Annotated in this window: 19 protein-coding genes and 1 tRNA gene; 10 read left to right on the forward strand and 10 right to left on the reverse strand. The window is 72.3% G+C overall.

Annotated elements, in window-relative coordinates:
- Positions 1–29: 29 nt before the first annotated feature.
- Positions 30–785 carry an ATP-binding protein gene (locus tag ACFWIA_RS27320; RefSeq protein ID WP_387009529.1) on the reverse strand — a complete coding sequence of 252 codons (756 nt, stop codon included), beginning with the start codon at positions 783–785 and terminating at the stop codon, positions 30–32.
- Between the two features lie 247 nt (positions 786–1,032).
- On the opposite strand from ACFWIA_RS27320, the gene ACFWIA_RS27325 reads away from it, so the two are divergent.
- The 3 genes from ACFWIA_RS27325 (at position 1,033) to ACFWIA_RS27335 (ending at position 4,060) form a co-directional block, all read left to right on the forward strand.
- Positions 1,033–2,406 carry a hypothetical protein gene (locus ACFWIA_RS27325; RefSeq protein WP_387009531.1) on the forward strand — a complete coding sequence of 458 codons (1,374 nt, stop codon included), beginning with the start codon at positions 1,033–1,035 and terminating at the stop codon, positions 2,404–2,406.
- 86 nt (positions 2,407–2,492) lie between these two features.
- Positions 2,493–3,470, forward strand: a complete 978-nt coding sequence (locus tag ACFWIA_RS27330; RefSeq protein ID WP_387009533.1) for a hypothetical protein — start codon at positions 2,493–2,495, stop codon at positions 3,468–3,470.
- A complete protein-coding gene (locus ACFWIA_RS27335) occupies positions 3,467–4,060 on the forward strand; it encodes a hypothetical protein (RefSeq protein ID WP_387009535.1) in 594 nt (197 codons plus the stop codon). The genes ACFWIA_RS27330 and ACFWIA_RS27335 overlap by 4 nt, the downstream gene beginning before the upstream one ends.
- 69 nt (positions 4,061–4,129) lie before the next feature.
- Here the strand turns inward: ACFWIA_RS27335 and ACFWIA_RS27340 are convergent, their stop codons facing one another.
- On the reverse strand, positions 4,130–5,419 hold the full coding sequence (locus ACFWIA_RS27340; RefSeq protein WP_387009537.1) for an XRE family transcriptional regulator: 1,290 nt from the start codon (positions 5,417–5,419) through the stop codon (positions 4,130–4,132).
- A gap of 236 nt (positions 5,420–5,655) precedes the next feature.
- Here ACFWIA_RS27340 and ACFWIA_RS27345 point away from each other — a divergent pair, with 236 nt between their 5' ends.
- The 3 genes from ACFWIA_RS27345 (at position 5,656) to ACFWIA_RS27355 (ending at position 7,627) form a co-directional block, all read left to right on the forward strand.
- Complete coding sequence (locus ACFWIA_RS27345) at positions 5,656–6,096, forward strand: ATP-binding protein (protein ID WP_387009539.1); 441 nt, start codon at positions 5,656–5,658, stop codon at positions 6,094–6,096.
- 275 nt (positions 6,097–6,371) lie between these two features.
- Positions 6,372–6,758 (forward strand): hypothetical protein, encoded by a 387-nt coding sequence (locus ACFWIA_RS27350; protein WP_387009541.1) that lies wholly within the window; start codon positions 6,372–6,374, stop codon positions 6,756–6,758.
- A 65-nt stretch (positions 6,759–6,823) separates the two neighbouring features.
- The gene (locus tag ACFWIA_RS27355; RefSeq protein WP_387009543.1) at positions 6,824–7,627 is read left to right on the forward strand and encodes a class I SAM-dependent methyltransferase; all 804 of its coding nucleotides are present in this window, start codon (positions 6,824–6,826) and stop codon (positions 7,625–7,627) included.
- Positions 7,628–7,698: 71 nt separating this feature from the next.
- Here ACFWIA_RS27355 and ACFWIA_RS27360 read toward each other — a convergent pair.
- A tRNA-Thr gene (locus ACFWIA_RS27360) sits at positions 7,699–7,772 on the reverse strand.
- Positions 7,773–7,997: 225 nt separating this feature from the next.
- Between ACFWIA_RS27360 and ACFWIA_RS27365 the strand changes: the two genes are divergently transcribed.
- The 3 genes from ACFWIA_RS27365 (at position 7,998) to ACFWIA_RS27375 (ending at position 10,706) form a co-directional block, all read left to right on the forward strand.
- A complete protein-coding gene (locus tag ACFWIA_RS27365) occupies positions 7,998–9,134 on the forward strand; it encodes an ABC transporter ATP-binding protein (RefSeq protein ID WP_387009545.1) in 1,137 nt (378 codons plus the stop codon).
- 239 nt (positions 9,135–9,373) lie between these two features.
- Entirely contained in the window at positions 9,374–9,820 is a 447-nt protein-coding gene (locus ACFWIA_RS27370) for a hypothetical protein (RefSeq protein WP_387009547.1), read from the forward strand.
- Positions 9,821–9,974: 154 nt separating this feature from the next.
- Positions 9,975–10,706: an NDP-sugar synthase gene (locus tag ACFWIA_RS27375; RefSeq protein WP_385489810.1), complete on the forward strand. Its 732-nt coding sequence runs from the start codon at positions 9,975–9,977 to the stop codon at positions 10,704–10,706.
- A 74-nt stretch (positions 10,707–10,780) separates the two neighbouring features.
- On the opposite strand, the gene ACFWIA_RS27380 is transcribed toward ACFWIA_RS27375, so the two are convergent.
- The 7 genes from ACFWIA_RS27380 to ACFWIA_RS27410 form a co-directional block, all read right to left on the reverse strand.
- Complete coding sequence (locus tag ACFWIA_RS27380; RefSeq protein WP_387009598.1) at positions 10,781–12,508, reverse strand: DoxX family membrane protein; 1,728 nt, start codon at positions 12,506–12,508, stop codon at positions 10,781–10,783.
- Between the two features lie 177 nt (positions 12,509–12,685).
- Positions 12,686–13,630, reverse strand: coding sequence for a 23S rRNA (guanosine(2251)-2'-O)-methyltransferase RlmB (rlmB, locus tag ACFWIA_RS27385; RefSeq protein ID WP_387009549.1), 945 nt, complete (start codon positions 13,628–13,630; stop codon positions 12,686–12,688).
- Positions 13,631–13,745: 115 nt separating this feature from the next.
- Entirely contained in the window at positions 13,746–15,146 is a 1,401-nt protein-coding gene (gene cysS / locus ACFWIA_RS27390) for a cysteine--tRNA ligase (protein ID WP_387009551.1), read from the reverse strand.
- 105 nt (positions 15,147–15,251) lie between these two features.
- On the reverse strand, positions 15,252–15,656 hold the full coding sequence (locus ACFWIA_RS27395; RefSeq protein WP_387009553.1) for a PPOX class F420-dependent oxidoreductase: 405 nt from the start codon (positions 15,654–15,656) through the stop codon (positions 15,252–15,254).
- A 160-nt stretch (positions 15,657–15,816) separates the two neighbouring features.
- Positions 15,817–16,317 (reverse strand): 2-C-methyl-D-erythritol 2,4-cyclodiphosphate synthase, encoded by a 501-nt coding sequence (gene ispF / locus ACFWIA_RS27400; protein WP_387009555.1) that lies wholly within the window; start codon positions 16,315–16,317, stop codon positions 15,817–15,819.
- Positions 16,307–17,074, reverse strand: coding sequence for a 2-C-methyl-D-erythritol 4-phosphate cytidylyltransferase (gene ispD, locus ACFWIA_RS27405; protein ID WP_387009557.1), 768 nt, complete (start codon positions 17,072–17,074; stop codon positions 16,307–16,309). The genes ispF and ispD overlap by 11 nt, the downstream gene beginning before the upstream one ends.
- A 449-nt stretch (positions 17,075–17,523) precedes the next feature.
- On the reverse strand, positions 17,524–18,006 hold the full coding sequence (locus ACFWIA_RS27410; protein ID WP_003953493.1) for a CarD family transcriptional regulator: 483 nt from the start codon (positions 18,004–18,006) through the stop codon (positions 17,524–17,526).
- 841 nt (positions 18,007–18,847) lie between these two features.
- Between ACFWIA_RS27410 and ACFWIA_RS27415 the strand changes: the two genes are divergently transcribed.
- Positions 18,848–19,552: a DUF461 domain-containing protein gene (locus ACFWIA_RS27415; RefSeq protein ID WP_387009559.1), complete on the forward strand. Its 705-nt coding sequence runs from the start codon at positions 18,848–18,850 to the stop codon at positions 19,550–19,552.
- The last annotated feature ends 92 nt before the right edge of the window (positions 19,553–19,644 follow it).

Here is a 19,644-nt window from a genome sequence, read left to right on the forward strand (position 1 = left end):
ACGAAGCGCCGATCGCCCGGCCGGGCGCCTCACCGTCGGCCCGCCCCCTCCAGCGCATCGGGCCCGTCGGGCGACGACAGCGTGCACCAGACCACCGCGCCGTCCCCCCGGATCCCCCAGTCGTCGGCGAGCGCCTCCACCAGGAACAGCCCGCGGCCCCGCTCGGCCAGCGGATCGCGGGGCAGGAACGGCGCGGTGCGCCCGAACGCCTCGCGGCCGGCGGCAGGCGGGGTGGCCCGCGCCGGCGCCGGAACGTCCCGGGGCGCCGGAGGTCCGGGCGGCGGCGCGCCGGGCGCGGTTCTCGGCGTGGCCACCACGGGACGGGCCCGGCCGGCCGCGGGCCGGGGCGCAGCCGGTACGGGACGGGGCTCGCCGTTCACGTGCGGGGCCTGGCCGTTCGCGAAAGAGGTCGGCGGCGGGGGCGGGGTCGCGGTCGGACCGGGTAAAGGGCGGGGGGCCGGGGCGAGTACGGGGCGGGAGGCCGGGCCGGATACGGGACTGGGGGTCGGGACGGATACGGGGCGGGGCGTCGGCAAGGGACTCGTCCGCACCTCGACCCGTACCGTGCGCGCCGTACGGCTCAGATGGATGCCGACCTCGTCGCCCCACCCGTGCTGGAACGCGTTCGTCACCAGTTCGCTCACCACCAACTGCGCCGGCTCGACCAGTTCCTCCAAACGCCAGTGGCGGAGCTGCGCCCGGACGATGCGGCGGATCTGCCGGGGCCGCGCGCCGTCCCGTTCCGTCAGTACCCCGCCCGGAAGTGAGGTGCGCAGATAACTCACGGCGAATCCGCCTTCCGCCGTGGTGCCCGTCGTGCCCGCCGTATGGTCGTTTCCGCGGTCGACTGTTCTGGTGCCGCTCACCCTGTTCTCCAAGGGGCCTGGATCGTTCAGTGTCGATCGATATCGATGGATGGCCTTCAATGTCCGTGCAAGAGATAACCGTCCTGGCGGTGTTCACCGGTACCGTTGGAGACCAGTGGGACCGTGAATACCGTGAACACCCAGATCGGCACGGGGAGTTGAGGTCATGGCCACGAGGAAGCGCACCCCCAATCCCAACCTCGCCCGGCTGCTCGACGAGGCCGGATGGACGCGGACGCAACTCGCGCAGCAGGTCAACCGGCTCGGCCCGCAGGCCGGGTTGAACCTGACGTACGACCGCACGGCGGTGGCGCACTGGATCGCCGGCACGGCACCGAGGCCGCAGGTCAGGGCCCTGATCGTGGAGGCGCTGTCCGCGCAGCTGGGCCGTCCGGTGACCCATGCCGAGGCGGGGCTCGCCCCCGCCGAACGCGCCGCACCGGCCGGCGGGGCCGGCGCCACCGGGGACGCGGTGGAGGAGCTGATCGAGCTGGGCCGGGCCACGATGGACCCGTCCCGACGGGGAGTGCTCGCGGCCTCGGTGTTCTCGGCCGCGCTCACCCTGCCCGCGTTCACGCTCCCCGCGCACGCCGCCGACCGACCCGCGACGACCTGGCGACCCGGGCACCGCACCGTCCGGATCGGCACCTCCCAGGTCTGGTCGGTGCGCACCATGACCGACCGGATCGCCGACATCCTCGACGAGTTGGGCGCCGCGCACGCGATGCCCATGGCGTCCGCGTTCCTCGTCAACACGGTCGGCCCCTGGCTCAAGGCCCAGGCCACCGAACCGGTCCGCAAGGACATGCTCGCCGCGGCGGCCGACCTGGCGTACCTCACTGGCTGGATGGCCATGTACGAGAAGGCCCACGGTCTGGGCCAGCAGTACTACGTACGGGCCCTGGGCCTCGCGCAGGAGGCGGAGGACCAGGTCACGTACTGTCGCACCCTGCGCGGGATGTCCCTCCAGGCGTCGAACCTGGGCCACGGGCGCAAGGCCCTGGAACTGGCCGACTCGGCGGCCGAGGCGGCCCCTTCGGCCGCGCCCAGACTCGTCGCGTTCCTCCGCGGCCAACAGGCGCACGCGGCGGCGATGGTCGGTGACCGCGGCCTCGCGCACACCCGATTGCGCGAGGCCGAGGACGCGTTGTCCCGGGCGGACAACAGACGGGAGTCGATCGGCGGCTACGACCGTACGGCCTGGCTGTTCCACGTGGCGCACGTGCTCCACGAGGAACGGGACCTCCAGGGCAGCATCCGCGTCCTCCAGCAGTCGATCAAGCACCAGCCGGTGCAGGAGCGACAGGGCAGGGCCCATGCGTACGCGGTGCTCGCCGAGCGCCAACTCGCCCTGGGGCACCTCGACGCGGCGTGTCACAGCTGGGGGCGGTTCCTCGACGAGTACGAACACGTGAGCAGTGCCCGGGCCGACGGCCACTTCCGTACCCTGCGGGGCGTGGTGCGGCGGCACGCCCGGGCCCGACCGGTGACCCGGCTCGCCGACCGGGCCGGGGAGATCGCCGCGCTCAAGGCGGCGTGAACCCGCCACGTCCGTGAACACCCGGCCCCGGGCGGTCGCCCGGGGCCAGACCCTCGCCGGTGCGTGCGGCGGGAAGGAACGGTGCGGTGGCCCGGAGATCGACCGGTGAGCGGCGCGGTCCGCTGGCCCGACGACAGGGCCGGGCGACGACCCGGGCCGCGCAACGCCGCCCCCCGCGCGACGGCCCGGCGGGTCCCCAGGAGGCCGGACCCGACCAGCCGGGTGCCACCGGGCGCATCAGCAGAGGGATGTGGCTGGCGGGCCTGGCGACCGTCGTGCTCGGGGCGGCACTCGGCACCTGGCTCACCGGACTCCCGTGGCTGCTCTTCGACAAGCCCTCGGTCAAGGACGACCTGCGGTCCGGCCCCGACCTCGGAACGGCCGTGGCGAAGGTCCAACTGGAGGACGAGGGCATGAGCAGGGCCACCCGCGCGGACCACCACCCCGACGCGTCGTTACGGCGCTTCCTCGCCCGCCCGATGGCGGCGGCCTCACCGGAGTTCGACGGCAGGCTCGCCGCGGTGGGCGCCATCAACGTCGAGAAGCTGACCGTACGCGTCGTCTTCACCAGCCGCCGCAGCCAGTTGCTCAACATCATCGACATCACGCCCGAGATCGTGAAACGCGAACGGCCCTGGTCAGGAACGCTGTTCGACGCCCCGCCGCAGGCCAGTAGCCCCACGATGAACATGATGTTCGACCTGGACCGCCCGCGCCCCCTCGCCCGGGACGCGGGATTCGACGAGAAGCGCAACACCCTGGCCCCCGGCAAACCCTTCTTCGCCCAACGGACGATCACCCTCCCGGGCGGCAAGCAACAGGTCGTCCTGATCCGCACCGAAACGAAGCACCACTACGTCGCCTTCCGACTCAAGGTCACCTACATGCTCGGCGACCGGACGAAGACCACCGTCATCGACGACCGCGGACGCCCCTTCCGACTCACCGCCCTCAACGGCACCCGGGACGGCGACGGCAAGAACCTCAAGTACCCCCGCCTCTACGAGTTCCACCAGGGCTTCTCCCTCTGCCAGACCCGCCCGGCGAGCAAGGACTGCGGATGACCCCCCGCCGCCCCCGCTGGGTGTGGCCCCTCGGCGCCCTCCTCGCCGTCAACGCCCTCCTCCTCGTGTACGTCGCCCTCAGCGCCCTCGAACGCGACGAGCACGCGGACCGCTCCGCACCACCGCCCGCCCCGGGAAGGTCGCCGTCTCCGGCGCGGACGCCCACGGCGTGCGCGGGGGCGAACCTGGACGGGGTCGGCGCGGGGCTGCCCGCGGCTGCCGCGCGCGAAGCCCGCAAGTCCTGGCGGTCCGCGGTGGACCCGGTCTACCGGGCGGCCTGCGACCAGGACGACCCCCGCCTCGCCGCGCTCCTGGAGTTCGAGGGTTCGCCCGAGCACTTCCACACCGCCCCGTGCCCCGGATGCTCCTCGCTGGAGGTCGTCGCCATGTGGCGGGACGAGTTCCTGTTCGACGGCGCCGACCTCGCCCGGCTGTTGCAGACCCGCCCGGTCCTGGACCAGGGCGGCCTGACGTACCGCCAGGCGGATTCCGTCACCTGGTTCGCCCGCGGCACCCACGACGCCCCCGGCCAGTGGTCGGGCCTCCACCCCCGCTGCGACCTGGACGACCGCTGCACCGACATCACCTGACCCTCCCGCCCGAGCCGCGACGGATCGAGTCCGGTCCCGCACAGTGAGAGGACCGTCGTCGGATCGGGCTCAAGCGGCCCGCTGACCGGTGGCAGCGTGTTCGGCCCAGGCCCGCACGGTGGTGCTGCCGGGTGCGGCGACCCGCAGTGCGGCGCCGAACCCGTGCAGAAGGCGCGAGACGCGTGCGTGACGAGTGGCAGCGTCCGTCGGAACGCCCATCGCGGTGGCCGCGGCGGCTTCAACCGCTCCCTGGGCGAGCTGAGCATAGGCGAGACGGGCCGTGTTGATGGCACGATCACGCTGCATCTGCGGTCGGAGCAGCGTGAGGCTCCGATGGGCGTGCGCCTCGGCACGCGCGAAGTCCCCCAGACGGAGATGCGCGGCGAGAGCGAGTGTTGCCAGTTCCGCTCCGTCCCGGGCTCCGGTCATCCACACCGGTCGGGCGCGACCCGTATCCGCGCGTCCGAAAGCGTCCTCAGCGCAGCCGAGGGCATGCCGTACCGCAGGAGCGTCCCCGGTGAGGCCGAGTGTGGCCGCCTGGCGGGCGTGCCCCAGGGAAGCGAACAGCGGGTCTCGCCGGGTGAGGTGCAGGTTGCGGGCGACGTCGTTGGCGGCGAGGGCCTCCGCGGGACGGCCCAGGTGTCGGTACATGGTTCCCGCGTGGCTCCAGATGCGGAACTTGATCGTTTGGTCACCGGACAACTCGGCGAGCGCCTGAGCCTCGCGCATGTGCGCCTTGGCTACCTCGTAGCGACGACCGTCGATGGCTGCCCACATCGCCGATGAGCGGAACGCCGCCGCGGAGGCGTAGAGGCCACTACGCACGCGCTGTGTCGCGCTGCCGGCGTTCTGGAGGTCCAGCGCCTCCTCGGCGAGCGCGGCTGCTTCTTGTTCGATGCCGAGTTGCCCTCCATGGCGGTGGTCGCTCACCACGATGCCTGAGAAGCGCTCGTTCAGCCGGCTGACGTCGCTCATGCCGATGCGGCGCGTCGATGTGGAGCTGGGCGCGGTGGTCGACACGGCAGCTGCCGCCAGGCCGCCGACGAGAGTTCGACGCTTCATGTCTGGGTCCTCCTCTTGCTGCTGCGGTGGGACCGGAGCCGACGAAGGCCGCCCCCGTGGCACGAATCCCAGGGCGATCGCGGATAAACCGGTGACGTCTTCAAGTGCGGCGCGGGTGAGCGACTTGGGCCACCGAACCCGGCCCGACTTCCACCCCCGCACCGATGAACCGTCGTGTCCTCCGGGACGCCCCGACAGCTGCTCGGTCGCTTTGTTCACTGCCTCGGCAAGGCTGTTGGAGCTGTATCCGTGCTCGGTCATCCACGCCTCAAGCACGACGTTGCGGATGTTCTCCATCCCGGCACGGTAGCCCTTTCCCTCCCGACAAAGCACGCAAAGGGAGTGCCAAAAACTCCTAGGTAAAAGCACGCGGCGGACGTACGAGTCCCCTAACCAGGGGCTACCGGAGAGGAGTTGTCTAGGTACTGGCCGCCCGTACCGTTCGCCTTTCAGGCGGCTGTTGACGGCTCGGCCACCCGAAGACGTTGCCAAGGGTGTGCCGGGCACCGAGACAAGACGAAAGCTCCGCCTCGATGACAAGTTCGAGAACACAGGCCGTTTACCGCGGCAGCCCCACGTACAGTCAGACCTTCCCCTGCGAACCGTCCACGGCTTCCACCGGACGCATGCTCGTTCGAGGGCTACTCGCCCTATGGCGTCTGAGCGATCTCGCGGACCGTGCCGGCTTGGTCGTCACGGAGCTGATCGCGAACGCGACCAGACACACCCCCTGCCCCGAGGTCCGCGTCATCATTCGACGGCCGGGAGCGGCGTGGGTCCGGGTCGGCGTCGTGGACCGGGAGCCGTCGCGCTTGCCGACGCTCGGCCCGACCTGCGATGAGGACGAGTCCGGCCGCGGACTCCTGCTCATCGACGCGGTCGCCGACCGATGGGGCTACGACCTGCACCGTCGGGGCCGACACCCGTGGTGCAAAGAGGTGTGGGCCGAGATCCACGTCAGCGGTGACGAGTGAAGGACCCGACCGCGGCGCACCTGTCGCTACCAGATGTCGCCCACCTCCGTCCCCGCCAGCAGATGGCCATGGAGTGCGCCCTCTGCGCCCGCCCGCTAGGCGCGAACGGCCGCAGCTTGGGTGAGGCGCACCACCTCGGATTCCCGTTCCGACTCTGGGCGTGCGCACCGGCCTGTCGGTCCACCGGCTGAGGCAGGGTCCGCCCCGTACACCACTGGCGAGGACCGCCCGGCGCGGCGGTCCTCGCCAGCATCATCGCGTCGAAGGGGGGAGCCTTGGCACTGGTCCGCAAGGGAGCGCGTCGGATCGTCGTCGACGGCACGGCGTACCGCTGGCGCGTGCGCGGCAGACCCACGTACCTCCAGGCACTGGCCTGGACCCCGTGCACGTTCGCGGTCGAACTCGCGGACGTTCCGGGGGCCACACTCGTGGTCACGACCGACCGGCCCCATCCGAGCAACTGGCTAGGACACGAGACCAGCGCCGTACTGCCGGTCGACGTCGCCAAAGCCGTACGGATCGCCCTGCGGAAGGGGTGGACTCCGACGACGCCCGGCTCCCCGTTCCGCCTCGGCCGATCCACCGGCTTCACGCCCCCGCACGGTGAGCATCCGGATTCCGCTGCACGGGACGCCCCTTGCGTGCCGAATTCGGACGCATGACACGCAGGCACCGGCAAGCAGTCCGTTCGACGGCAAGTCCCCTACCCGAACGAAAAGCTGACCGCATGACCGCGCACCGCGACCCCGCCGAACTCTTCGCCTCGACCGCCCCCTACTACGCGAGGTACCGCCCCGGGTACGACCCGGCCCTCTACGCCTTCCTCGCCGAACGCTTCCACCTCGACGGCAGCCAACGCGTCCTGGACCTCGGCACCGGCACCGGCGCCCTCGCCCTCCCGCTCGCCGCCCACGTCGCCGAGGTCATCGCCGTCGACCCCGAACCCGGCATGCTCGCGGAAGCCCGCCGCCTCGCCGTCGAACGCGGCATCACCACCGTCGACTGGCGACAGGGCGACTCCACCACCCTCCCCGGCATGGACCTCCCGCCCGTCCTGCTCACCGTGATGGGCGCCGCGTACCACTGGATGGACCGCGACCAGGTCCTCCGCGACCTCGACCCGATCACCGAACCCGGCGGCGCCGTCGTCATCGTCTCCGGAGGCGCACCCGGCGACCTCGACCCCGCCCCCTGGCTGGACGTCGTCGCCGACGTCCGCACCCGCTACCTCGGCCCCGAACGCCGAGCCGGCTCCGGCACGTACAGCCACCCCGCGGAACGCCACCGACAGGTACTGGAGCGCTCACCGTTCTCCCGCGTCGAAACCGTCCGCTGGGACCGCACCCTCACCCGCACCGTCGACGAGGTGATCGGGTACGTCCTCAGCCTCTCCTACTCCAGCCCCGCACAGCTCGGCGAGCAGAAGGACGCCTTCACCCGTGACCTCCGCACCGCCCTCCTGGCCGCCCGCCCCGACGGCCGCTTCGACGAGGTCGTCCGCACCGAAGCGATCACCGCCACCCGCCCCTGACCCCGTCCGCACACGCGAACGCCCCCGTGGTCGGTGGGACCACGGGGGCGCAGGCGCAGGTGATGCGGGAGAGCCCCCTGTCGGATTCGAACCGACGACCTTCGCTTTACAAGAGCGGCGCTCTGACCAGCTGAGCTAAGGAGGCGTGCCCGTGCAGTGTACCGGGAGCGGGGTGCCCGCCCGCGGGGAAATATCGACGAAGTTCACACCCTTGCAACGGATGACAGATCGGGTGAACGGCAGGTAGCGTCCTGAGGCAGTTCACCCAAGTGGACTACACCACTGAGTTGCCCGCCCCGGGGTTCCGGAGCGGACCACCTTTACTCGGATCGTCCGGCACGTTCCTGCCGGTGAAGGGGGCTTCACAGCCATGGCTTCTGTCACGTTCGACAAGGCGACCCGTCTCTACCCGGGCTCCACCAAGCCCGCCGTGGACAGCCTGGAGATCGACATCGCGGACGGCGAGTTCCTCGTCCTCGTCGGTCCCTCCGGTTGCGGCAAGTCGACCTCCCTGCGCATGCTCGCCGGCCTGGAAGACGTGAACGGCGGTGCCATCCGCATCGGCGACCGCGACGTCACGCACCTGCCGCCGAAGGACCGGGACATCGCCATGGTGTTCCAGAACTACGCGCTGTACCCGCACATGACGGTCGCCGACAACATGGGCTTCGCCCTGAAGATCGCGGGCGTCAACAAGACGGAGATCCGCGCGAAGGTCGAGGAGGCGGCGAAGATCCTCGACCTGAGCGAGTACCTGGACCGCAAGCCGAAGGCCCTGTCCGGTGGTCAGCGCCAGCGCGTCGCGATGGGCCGTGCCATCGTCCGCGAGCCGCAGGTGTTCCTCATGGACGAGCCGCTGTCGAACCTCGACGCCAAGCTCCGCGTCTCGACCCGTACGCAGATCGCCTCGCTCCAGCGCCGGCTGGGCATCACCACCGTGTACGTGACGCACGACCAGGTCGAGGCGCTCACCATGGGTGACCGGGTGGCCGTGCTCAAGGACGGTCTGCTCCAGCAGGTCGCCTCCCCGCGCGAGATGTACGACCGTCCGGCGAACCTCTTCGTCGCCGGCTTCATCGGCTCCCCCGCGATGAACCTGGTCGAGGTCCCGATCACGGACGGCGGCGTGAAGTTCGGCAACTCCGTGGTGCCGGTCAGCCGCGACGCCCTGTCGGCCGCCTCCGAGCGCGGTGACCGCACGGTGACCGTCGGCATCCGCCCCGAGCACTTCGAGGTGGTCGAGCACAACGGCGCCGCCGCGAAGTCCCTCGCCAAGGACACCTCCGACGCGCCCGCCGGCCTCGCGGTCCAGGTGAACGTCGTCGAGGAGACCGGCGCCGACGGCTACGTCTACGGTGGCGCCGACGTCGGCGGCGAGAGCAAGGAACTGGTCGTCCGCGTCAACGGTCGCCAGGTCCCGGAGAAGGGCACCTCGATCCACGTCGTGCCGAAGCCGGGCGAGCTGCACGTGTTCTCGACCTCCACGGGCGAGCGCCTCAGCGACTGATCGCCGGCCGCGGGCCACGGGCCCGCGTGTCGTAACGGAGCCCGGTGCTCCAGGGACGTCCTCCCTGGAGCACCGGGCTCCGTCGCATCACGGTCGCGGCCCTCCGGGGTCGAAATCGCGGCACATCGGGCGTTTCGAGGGGTGTTCGTCAACACGGGCGAGCGAATGGGGCCCTTCACCGTCCCTCAAGAGGGTGACTAAGTGTCTTCGCATGACTACCGCCCGCTACGCTTCCGTGCGTGACGCTTTCCCACACCTACAAGCAGCGCCGGAGGCGTGGCCCTGCCCGCCGCATCGGCCGCTCCCTCGCCTTCGTCCTGCCTGTCGTGCTGGTGCTGTCCGGCACCCTCGCGGTCACCTCCGTCAACTGGTCGGGTTCCCAGGACTCGGTGCTCACCGCCTCCGCGGAGAACCTGCCGCGCCGCGCCGAGGCCAAGGCCCCCGCCGCCCACGAAGTCCTACGCGACCGACTGCTCGTCGAACTCCAGGAGAAGGATCCGGGCGTCGCCCTGACCCACCTCCAGCAGGAGGTCGACCGCAGGCCCTCGCTGTCCAAGCACTGCGTCTCCATCGCCCGCTCCCTCGGTCGGGCCGCCGTCCGCGCCTACGGGCCCGCCCGTGCGCAGTCGTACTCCCGCCCGGTCTGCGACACGGCCTTCGCCTCGGGCGTCGCCACCCAGGTCTGACGTCCCAGGTCTGACGTCCAGGGTCTGACCCCCCACGTCTGACACCCAGGGTCCTCATGGCCCACCCCCCGCCGCCGCGCGCCCCGCGCGGGCCACCCGCACCGTCGCGGGTGCGCCCCGCGAGGCGCGCGGCGGCGCCACGTACAGTTCCGTCATGACCGATCCGCACGTCCACGCACGTCCGACTCAAGCCGTCGTCCTGGCCGGGGGCCAGGGAACACGGCTGCGCCCCTACACCGATGACCGGCCCAAGCCGATGGTGGAGATCCCCGGCACCGGCACCCCGATCATCGGGCACCAGCTGGCCTGGCTCGCCGAGGAGGGCGTGACCGACGTCGTCGTCTCGTGCGGGCACCTCGCCGAGGTCCTCCAGGAGTGGCTGGAGTCGTCGGACCTGCCGTTGCGGGTCACCACCGTGGTCGAGAAGGAGCCGCTCGGCCGCGGCGGCGGTCTCAAGTACGCGGCCGGCCACCTCCCCCACCCCGACCGGCCCTGGTACGCCACCAACGGCGACATCTGGACCCGGTTCTCGCTGCGCGAGATGGCCGCGTTCCACGCCGAGCGCGCCGCCACCGCGACCCTGGCCCTGGCCCGCCCCCGCATTCCGTGGGGCGCCGTCGAGACGGACCGCTTCGGCCACATCACGGACTTCATCGAGGCCCCGCCGTCCCCGTTCCTCATCAATGCGGGCGTGTACGTGTTCTCCGCGGAGTTCACCGAGCTGCTGCCGGACCAGGGGGACCACGAGCGCACCACCTTCCCCGGGTTGGCGCGCGCCAAGCGCCTCGCCGGCTTCCCGATCCCGCAGGGCGCGTACTGGAGGGCCATCGACACGGCGAAGGACCTCACGGAGGCCTCGAAGGAGCTCGCCGCCCTCGCCCGCTGACCCGCTTCGTAGGCAACGCCCGAGGGGTCCGCGCACGGTGCGCGGACCCCTCGGGCGTTGTCGTACGGGCCCGGTCAGTCGCCGCCGATCAGGCCGCCGACCAGCCCGGGCCGCCGTTCGGCGCCGCCGCCGGTCGTCCCGTTGCCGCCGGTCCCGGTGCTGCCGCCGGTGGACTCGCCGCCGCCCGAGGTTCCGCCGGTGGCGCCCGCCGAGGCGCTGCCGCCGGAGGTGGGCCCCGCACTGGTGGCGGGCGCCCTGGTGGGCGCCGGCTGCCGGGCCGGGGGCTGCTGTACCGTGCCCTGGGTCTGGCTGGGCGTCCCGGCGCTGGCGGTCCCCGAGGACGGCGGGGTGCCGCCGGTCGCGGCGCCGGGGGTGGCCGCCGCCCGGGAGGGCTCCGGGGACGCCTCGCGCGCCGGTCGGGTCGGCGTACCGGACGCGGACGGGGTGCCGGTCCGCTCGGCCCGGCGCTTGCCGGGCTCCTGCGGCAGCGGCGAACCGGGCAGCTCGTTGCGTGGTGCCTGGCCCGGACCCGGCACGGTGACCCGGTCGGCGTCCCGCACGGCGCCGCCGAGCACCGAGCCCAGCAGCAGGGTGAGGCCCACCGCGACGGAGGCGACGACCGTGCCCCGGCGCAGCACCCGGCGCCGCAGCTCCCACAGTTCGGCGCGCGGGCCCAGGGTGCGCCACGCCTCGGAGCCGAGCCGGCCGTCCGCGGAGTAGACCGGGGCGCCCGCGATGATCAGCGGCGACCAGGCGGCCAGGTAGATGATGTCGGGCGCGTCGTACGCGGGGACGGTCCGCCAGCTGACGGTGACGATCAGCGCGGCCGACAGCAGCGCGCCGACCACCGCGGCGACCCGCTGCCAGAGCCCCAGGACGGTCAGCACGCCCACGATGACCTGGAGGAACGCGATGGTGAGCCCGGCGCCCACCGGGTGCTGGAGCGCGAAGTCCCGCAGCGGTTCCGCGAGGGCCCAGGGGTGGAGGGAGTTCAACCACTTCATCATGGAGCCGCGTTCGCCGCCGTCGAAGTAGACGGGGTCGCTCAGCTTGCCCAGGCCGGCGTAGACGGAGATCAGGCCGAGGAACACCCGCAGCGGCAGCAGGACCACGCCGAGGTTGAGGCGGCGGCCCGGGTAGTAGGCGTGGTGCGGTCGCCGGGCGTCCCCGTGCCGCGGCTCCCCGGTGCCGTCCGCGTCGAGGTCGTACCCGTCGTCGTAGTCGTCGTGGCCCCGGTAGCCGTCGTAGCCGGCGTACCCGTCGTAGCCGGCGTGGTCGTCGGGGCGGCGGTCGTCGGCGCCGACGACGGGCATGCCGGCCGTCTCCTCGTAGGCGCTGCCGGTGCTGCGCATCTGGGCGGGCAGCAGTCGGGTTTCGGGACCGCCGGCGCCCGGCGTCTCGACCGTGTCGTCGAACGCGGTCCTGGGGGTGACCCGGGGGATGACCTGGGTGGCTCCGCCGTCGCCCGGTTCGGCCCCGACGGCCCGCCGCACGCCGGTCTCCCGCACGGCCTGGAGCAGTCCGGTGGCACCGGTGTCGCCCGGCGCTGAACGGCCGCTCCAGACGACGGGCGCGCGCCGGCGCGCGCCGGCCACGGGAACGCGCCCGGTGTCAGCGGCGCCCGCGGCCCGCGCGACCCGCGCGGAGCGCGTCGGCGTGGCGTTGAGCTGCACGCGGAAGCTCGCATGGTTGACGATGACCTGCGCCGGATCGCTCGGCACCTTCACCATGCTCAGCGCGGGAGCGTCGTCGAATCCCGACGAGCGGGCCCCCGTGAGTGTGCGGGGTGTTCTGGTGTCCACACTCATCTAACCGAGTGACGCGAGGTTAGGACACTGCCTTGACCACCCCAAGATGTCCGACCCCCGACAAGCGCCGGAACCCCGCCCCGGGCCCGTCCCTAGGGGGACGCGCCACCGGGGCGCGGGCGGCGGACCGGCCGGCCCGGACGGGCCGACCGGCCGGGCCCCGCGGGTGGATCAGCGGCGCGACTGGGCCGCCTGGTACAGCACGATGCCCGCGGCCACGCCGGCGTTCAGGGACTCCGCGCCGCCCGGCATGGGGATGCGGACCCGCACGTCGCAGGTCTCCCCGACGAGCCGGGACAGCCCCTTGCCCTCGCTGCCGACGACGATGACCACGGGACCGCTGAGCGCGGCGACGTCGGCGACCTCCGCCTCCCCGTCCGCGGCGAGCCCGACGATGGCGATGCCGGCCTTCTTGTAGGCCTCCAGCGCCCGGGTGAGGTTGGTCGCCCGGGCCACCGGGGTCCGGGCCGCGGCGCCGGCCGAGGTCTTCCACGCACCGGCGGTCATGCCGGCGGCGCGGCGCTCGGGCACCAGCACCCCGTGGCCTCCGAAGGCGGACGCGGAACGCACCACGGCCCCGAGGTTGCGCGGGTCGGTGACCCCGTCGAGCGCGACGATCAGCGGGTCCTCGCCCGCGTCGTACGCGGCGGCGACGAGGTCCTCCGCGTGCGCGTACTCGTAGGGCGGCACCTGGAGCACGAGCCCCTGGTGGTTGAGCCCGTCGGTCATCCGGTCCAGCTCGGGCCGGGGCGCCTCCATGAGGTGGATCCCGCCGCGCTCGGCGGCGAGGTGCAGCGCCTCGCGGACCCGCTCGTCGTTGTCGATGAACTGCTGGACGTACAGCGTGGAGGCGGGGACCCCGCCGCGCAGCGCCTCGACGACCGGGTTGCGCCCGACGACCAGCTCGGACGTGCCCTTGCCGCCCCGGCCGCGCGGTGTCGCGGTGCGGCCCTGCGCGCGTCGGGTGCGGGCGTTCGCGGCCCGCTGCTTGACGTGCCCCTTGCGCATCTCGGCGGGCGGGGTGGGGCCCTTGCCCTCCAGGCCCTTGCGCCGCTGGCCGCCACTGCCGACCTGCGCGCCCTTCTTGCCGGACATGCGGCGGTTGTTTGCGGCCATGACCTACCCGTTTCCTGTGGATGACGACCGCGTACGGTTCCGCGTACGGGTCAGTGTGCGTATGTGTGTACGAGTGTGCCGCCCGGCGGAGCGGGCGGCACCTCGCGTGCGGGCTCTAGCGCGGTCCGAGCGTCCAGCGGGGGCCCTGGGCACCGTCCTCGATGACCAGTCCGGACTGGTTGAGCTGGTCCCGGATGGCGTCCGCGGTGGCCCAGTCCTTGCGGGTGCGGGCGGACTCGCGCTGCTGGAGCACCAGCCGGACGAGCGTGTCGACGACGCCGTGCAGGTCCTCGCCGCGGTCGTTCTCCCCGGACCAGTGCGGGTCCAGGGGGTCGAGCCCGAGGACGCCGAGCATGGCCCGGACCTCCGCGAGCCGGGCCACCGCGGCCTCCTTGTCGTCGGCGGCCAGCGCGCTGTTGCCCTGGCGGACCGTGGTGTGGACGACGGCGAGCGCCTGCGGGACGCCCAGGTCGTCGTCCATGGCCTCGGCGAACGCGGGCGGCACCTCGCCGGCCGGTTCGACGGGGCCCCCGGTCTTCTCCACGACCCGCTGCACGAACCCTTCGATCCGGGCGAACGCCGACTCGGCCTCCCGCAGGGCCTCGGGGCTGTACTCGATCGTGGAGCGGTAGTGCGGGGTGCCCAGGTAGTAGCGGAGCACGATGGGTCGCCAGTGCTTGACCATCTCGCTGACCAGGACGGAGTTGCCGAGCGACTTCGACATCTTCTCGCCGCTCATGGTGACCCACGAGTTGTGCACCCAGTACGTGGCGAAGTCGTCGCCGTACGCCTGGGCCTGCGCGATCTCGTTCTCGTGGTGCGGGAAGATCAGGTCGATGCCGCCGCCGTGGATGTCGAAGGCGGTGCCCAGGTACTTGTGGGCCATGGCCGAGCACTCCAGGTGCCAGCCGGGCCGGCCGCGACCCCAGGGGGTCTCCCAGTCCGGTTCGCCCGGTTTGGTGGCCTTCCACATGGCGAAGTCGCGGGGGTCGCGCTTGCCGGTCTCGCCCTCGCCGGCGGGCTGGCGCAGCTCGTCGAGGTCCTGGTTGGACAGCGACAGGTACCCGGGGAACGAGCGCACGTCGAAGTAGACGTTGCCGTCGGCCTCGTACGCGTGTCCGCGTTCGATGAGGCCGCGCATCATCTCGACCATCTCGGTGATGTGGCCGGTGGCGCGGGGCTCGTAGGTGGGCGGCAGGCAGCCGAGCGCGGCGTACCCGTCGTTGAACGCGCGCTCGTTCTCGTAGCCGATGGACCACCAGGGGCGACCCTGCTCGGCGGACTTGTGGATGATCTTGTCGTCGATGTCGGTGACGTTGCGGACGAACGTCACTTCGTAGCCGCGGTAGGCGAACCACCGCTGCATGATGTCGAAGTTGAGACCCGAGCGGATGTGCCCGATGTGCGGAGCGGCCTGCACGGTAGCGCCACACAGGTAGATCGAGACACAGCCCGGAACGAGGGGGGCGAAGTCACGGACCTGCCGGGCGCTGGTGTCGTACAGGCGAATAGTCACCCCCCCAGGGTAGTGGTCGCGGGGCAGTGCCCCGCGACCCCTAGGGCGTACGGGGCACTGATTTCGCGACAACGCGGTGGTGGGCCGGGCACCGGTTCCCAAGGGTCAGATCCGGCCAACCACCTTGCGCGGGGTGACGCGGACGACGACGCGCTGGGCGTCGTCGGCGGCGGCCGGGTTGAAGTCGGCGTACTGCTTGCCGGTGTACTTGACCGACAGTTCGTCGATCAGCTCGGGGCCGCCCTCGGTGGTGAGCTCGGCGGTGCCGCGGATCTCCGCGTAGGTGTAAGGGGCGTCGAAGGGCTGGAGGAGCACCGTGATCCGGGGGTCCCGGCGGAGGTTCTGCTCCTTGCGGCGCCCGATCGTGGTGGAGAACAGCACGTCGTCCCCGTCCCGTTTCACCCAGACCGGCGACAGCTGGGGGCTGCCGTCCGGCTGAACGGTCGCGACGGTGATGAAGACGGGGCCGTCGAGCAGGGCCTTGAGGTCGTCGGAGAGCTGGGTGGACACGGGTTCCCCTTCGCTGCCGGTTCTGGTGGTACGCGCACATCGCGCCGACCCACCGTTACCCCACCGGACCGCCCTCGAACCCGACCGGTCCCGTCCCCGCCGACCGGCCGGTGCCCGAGGGGCGGCCGGTGTGGCAGGGACGGTGGGGGCGGGCCGGGGGTCAGCTGCGGGGGTGCACCAGTGCGGTGGCGATCGCGGCCAGGCCCTCGGCGCGACCGGTGAGCCCGAGGCCGTCCGTGGTGGTGCCGGAGACGGTGACCGGGGCGCCCACGGCGGCGGAGAGCGCCTGCTGGGCCTCGGCCCGGCGCCGTCCGATCTTCGGGCGCACCCCGATCACCTGCACGGACACATTGCCGATCTCGAAGCCGGCGGCCCGCACGATCCGCGCGGCCTCCGTCAGCAGGGCCGCTCCGGACGCCCCCGCCCACTCGGGCCGCGCCGTGCCGAAGTGCGCCCCGAGGTCCCCGACCCCGGCGGCGGAGAACAGCGCGTCGCAGGCCGCGTGCGCGGCGACGTCGCCGTCGGAGTGCCCGGCGAGTCCGTAGCCGCCGCTGTCGGCCTCGTCCCAGCGCAGTCCGGCGCACCACAGTTCGCGCCCCGCCTCGAAGGCGTGGACGTCGGTCCCGATCCCCACCCGGGGGAGCACCACCTCAGAAGCCATCGTTGGCCCTCCTGCGGGCGAGTACGGCTTCGGCCAGCACCAGATCGAGCGGCCGGGTCACCTTGAACGCCTCCTCATGCCCGGGGACGAGCACGACGGGCTTCCCGGTGCGCTCCACCATCCCGGCGCAGTCGGTGGCGCCCTCCCCGTCGACGGGGACGGTGGCGTGCGCGTGCACGAGGGCGTCGCGGTGGAAGCCCTGCGGGGTCTGCACGGCGCGCAGCCGGGCCCGCTCGGGGGTCGCCACCACCGGCTCGGGGTCGTCGGGGCGGGCCGGGTCGCGCGGCTCGACCTCCTTGACGGTGTCGGCGAGCGGGAGGGCGGGCACCACGGCGGGCGCTCCGGCGTGCACCGCGGCGATGACGGCGTCCACCGTCTCCACGGGCACCAGCGGCCGGGCCGCGTCGTGCACGAGGACGGTGTCGATGTGCGCCGGCAGGGCGTCGAGCCCGAGGCGGACGGACTGCTGGCGGGTGTCGCCGCCGGGCACGACCAGGAAGTCGGTGCGCTCGGGCAGGGCGTGGGTGTCGAGGAGGTTGCGCACCTCGGCCGCCCCGTCGGGCGGGGCCACCACGACCACCAGCGCGACGGTGCGGGAGGCCGCCATGGCGCGGACGGCGTGGATCAGGAGCGGGGTGCCGCCGAGGGGGCGGAGTGCCTTGGGGGTGCCGGGGCCCAGCCGGACCCCGCGGCCGGCCGCGGGGATCACGGCCGCGGTCCGGGCGGCTGGAGGCGCGGGGCGCGAATCGTCAGACATCGCTTCCGTTCAGGTTTGTGTGCTCGGGCGACATGGGTATGGCCTGGGGGTACCCCCGGCCGGTGGTTGGGGGAGTGCTGGGTGCGACGCCTTGACCGGAGCCCTTCCGTGACCTTTGGTCGAGCCGCTGCGCGTACCCGGCACGCCAGGGGCGGCACAGGCGGGGCACGGGGGCGTTTTCGAGACGGTTCCACGAGTCCGGCCCTGTGCTCCGGTCGCGCCGCGTCCGCATGCGCGGCGCGTCCGCCCGCAACGGGGCGTCGACGCACGGTGGGCGCCCCGGTGCACCGTCTTCCCCGACCCCGGCGACCGTGGGGGCGCGGGGAGGGGGGTACGGACATGCCGCAGCGCCCGGCGACCTTCTCAGGTCATCGGGCGCCACGGCATTTCCCCGCGTCAGGACCGGTCGCGCCGGATCGGGCGCTCCCGGGTGGGCACGGGGGTGGATGTCAGGACGCGAGCACTTCGTCGAGCAGCGCTTCGGCCTTGTCCTCGTTGGTGTTCTCCGCGAGGGCGAGCTCGCTCACCAGGATCTGGCGAGCCTTGGCGAGCATGCGCTTCTCACCTGCGGAGAGTCCGCGCTCACGCTCACGGCGCCACAGGTCGCGAACGACCTCGGCGACCTTGATGACATCACCGGAGGCGAGCTTCTCCAGATTTGCCTTGTAACGACGGGACCAGTTCGTGGGCTCCTCGGCGTACGGCGCGCGCAGCACCTCGAAGACCCGGTCCAGCCCGTCCTGACCGACCACATCACGCACGCCGACGAACTCCGCATTGTCCGCTGGCACACGTACCGTCAGGTCACCCTGGGCGACCTTCAGCACCAAGTAGGTCTTGTCCACGCCTTTGATCTGGCGAGTTTCGATGGCCTCGATCAGCGCGGCCCCGTGATGGGGATAGACCACGGTGTCGCCAACCTTGAACGTCATGTGACAGGTACCCCTTCCGTGGCTATCAAGGGTAACACGGATACGGCGTCTTCTGAATGGCGTTTTCGCAGGTCAGGGCATATCTCGGGGCTTGACAACAACAACCGGAACGTGCTGCGGCGGGGGTCGCGGGACCGCGGCCCGGCGGGTAATCGCAGGTGGGAGCCGATGTCCGGGCGGGGTGAAACGTGCACGTTACGGACCCGGGGCGGGGACCTCAAGGGGGCGAACGTCCCGGTTTGCCGGGTTCGGTTCGGGTCACTTCCGCGCACTTCCCGGTGTTCCCGCTACTCCGTTCGGCGGCCGGAGCCGCGTTCTGGAATTGATCACCACGAGTGCGTTGATCAATTCCACCGTACGGTGTTGATTGTTACGCGGGATTGCCGGAAAAACCCGCCGTCCGCTTCCGCGGGTTTGACGGTCGGCTTCCCCCGGCTTTGCGGTCCGCCGCGCCGGGGTTAGGGGTCGGCTTCGGCGGGCTTAGCGGCCCGCCTTCCCTGGGCTTATGTGAAAGGTCAACGAGAGGACAATTCGCGGCCCCGGGGACGGTCCGCACCCCCCGCGGGCAGACCGCCCGCGCCGCCGCCCTCACCGCCGTCCGACCGCCAAGGGGCGGGTCGGGTGCGGTGGCCGGACAGCGGGTCGATAACCTAAGCCCGCTGACACACCCTTAGGGCGGCTTTATGGCCGCCCTGCTCGCCGTACGGGCCCCATCCGGCCCGGCACCCGGGCTCCGGGGTCGTCACACCCGCTCGACCTGCACGAACCGCACGACCCGCGTACGACCAGCACCACCGCAGGACCGTTCCGTACCGCCCACGTTTAAGGAGTTGCCGCCGCCGTGAGCAGCAGCCTTCGACGCGGCGCCCTCGCCGCCACCGCCATCGCGTTCTCGATCGCCTCGCTCAGCGCCTGTGGCGCCGGCACGAACGCCCAAACGCTGGGGATCAAGCCGGACAACGCCGCCGTCACCGTCGGCAAGATCCAGATCCAGAACTCCAACATCGTCACCCAGCCCGAGTTGGAGGCGAAGGGCCCCGCGGCCATCTCCGTCACGCTCTTCAACAACGGTGACAAGGACCAGACCCTCGAAGCGATCACCCTGACCGAGTCGGGCGACAAGGCCGAACTGAAGCCCGCGAAGGGCTCCGGGAAGGTGACCGTGCCGGCCGGCGGTTCCGTGGTGATCGGCGGCAAGGACAACGCGTCCGCGCTGCTGCCGAGCGGCCGGGAGTCCGTGAAGGACGGCGACGCGCAGAACGTCACGTACACCTTCAGCTCGACGGGTGACGTGAAGGTCGACAGCTTCGTGGTCCCCGCGGCCAGCTACTTCAAGGACTGGGGCCCCACCGAGGCGCCGGCCGCCCCCGGCCCTCAGGCGTCCGCCGAGGCGGAGCCGGCCGGGTCCGGTTCGCCGGCCGCCGACGCGTCCGGTGACGCGACCGGTGCGGCTTCGGAGCCCGCCGACGGCGCGTCGAGCGCGACGGGCAGTGCCTCCGCGCCGGCCGCCGGTGACACCGGCGGGTCGACCCCCGCGACCGGCTGACGGAACGCGTACGGGGAAGGGCGGGACCCACGCGGGTCCCGCCCTACACCGAAAGTGCAACGGCCCGAACCGGCCGGCGCGGAGGTTGACGG

The sequence above is a fragment of the Streptomyces sp. NPDC127068 genome (assembly GCF_042724695.1).
Taxonomy (GTDB): domain Bacteria; phylum Actinomycetota; class Actinomycetes; order Streptomycetales; family Streptomycetaceae; genus Streptomyces.

What these genes read in the sequence shown, in the direction of transcription:
- ACFWIA_RS27375 (WP_385489810.1), top strand. Translation starts at nt 9,975, where the DNA reads ATGACCGATCCGCACGTCCACGCACGTCCGACTCAAGCCGTCGTCCTG.
- ACFWIA_RS27335 (WP_387009535.1), top strand. Translation starts at nt 3,467, where the DNA reads ATGACCCCCCGCCGCCCCCGCTGGGTGTGGCCCCTCGGCGCCCTCCTC.
- ACFWIA_RS27410 (WP_003953493.1), bottom strand. Translation starts at nt 18,006, where the DNA reads ATGACGTTCAAGGTTGGCGACACCGTGGTCTATCCCCATCACGGGGCC.
- ACFWIA_RS27365 (WP_387009545.1), top strand. Translation starts at nt 7,998, where the DNA reads ATGGCTTCTGTCACGTTCGACAAGGCGACCCGTCTCTACCCGGGCTCC.
- ACFWIA_RS27345 (WP_387009539.1), top strand. Translation starts at nt 5,656, where the DNA reads ATGACAAGTTCGAGAACACAGGCCGTTTACCGCGGCAGCCCCACGTAC.
- ACFWIA_RS27355 (WP_387009543.1), top strand. Translation starts at nt 6,824, where the DNA reads ATGACCGCGCACCGCGACCCCGCCGAACTCTTCGCCTCGACCGCCCCC.
- ACFWIA_RS27325 (WP_387009531.1), top strand. Translation starts at nt 1,033, where the DNA reads ATGGCCACGAGGAAGCGCACCCCCAATCCCAACCTCGCCCGGCTGCTC.
- rlmB (WP_387009549.1), bottom strand. Translation starts at nt 13,630, where the DNA reads ATGGCCGCAAACAACCGCCGCATGTCCGGCAAGAAGGGCGCGCAGGTC.
- ispF (WP_387009555.1), bottom strand. Translation starts at nt 16,317, where the DNA reads ATGGCTTCTGAGGTGGTGCTCCCCCGGGTGGGGATCGGGACCGACGTC.
- ispD (WP_387009557.1), bottom strand. Translation starts at nt 17,074, where the DNA reads ATGTCTGACGATTCGCGCCCCGCGCCTCCAGCCGCCCGGACCGCGGCC.
- ACFWIA_RS27340 (WP_387009537.1), bottom strand. Translation starts at nt 5,419, where the DNA reads ATGGAGAACATCCGCAACGTCGTGCTTGAGGCGTGGATGACCGAGCAC.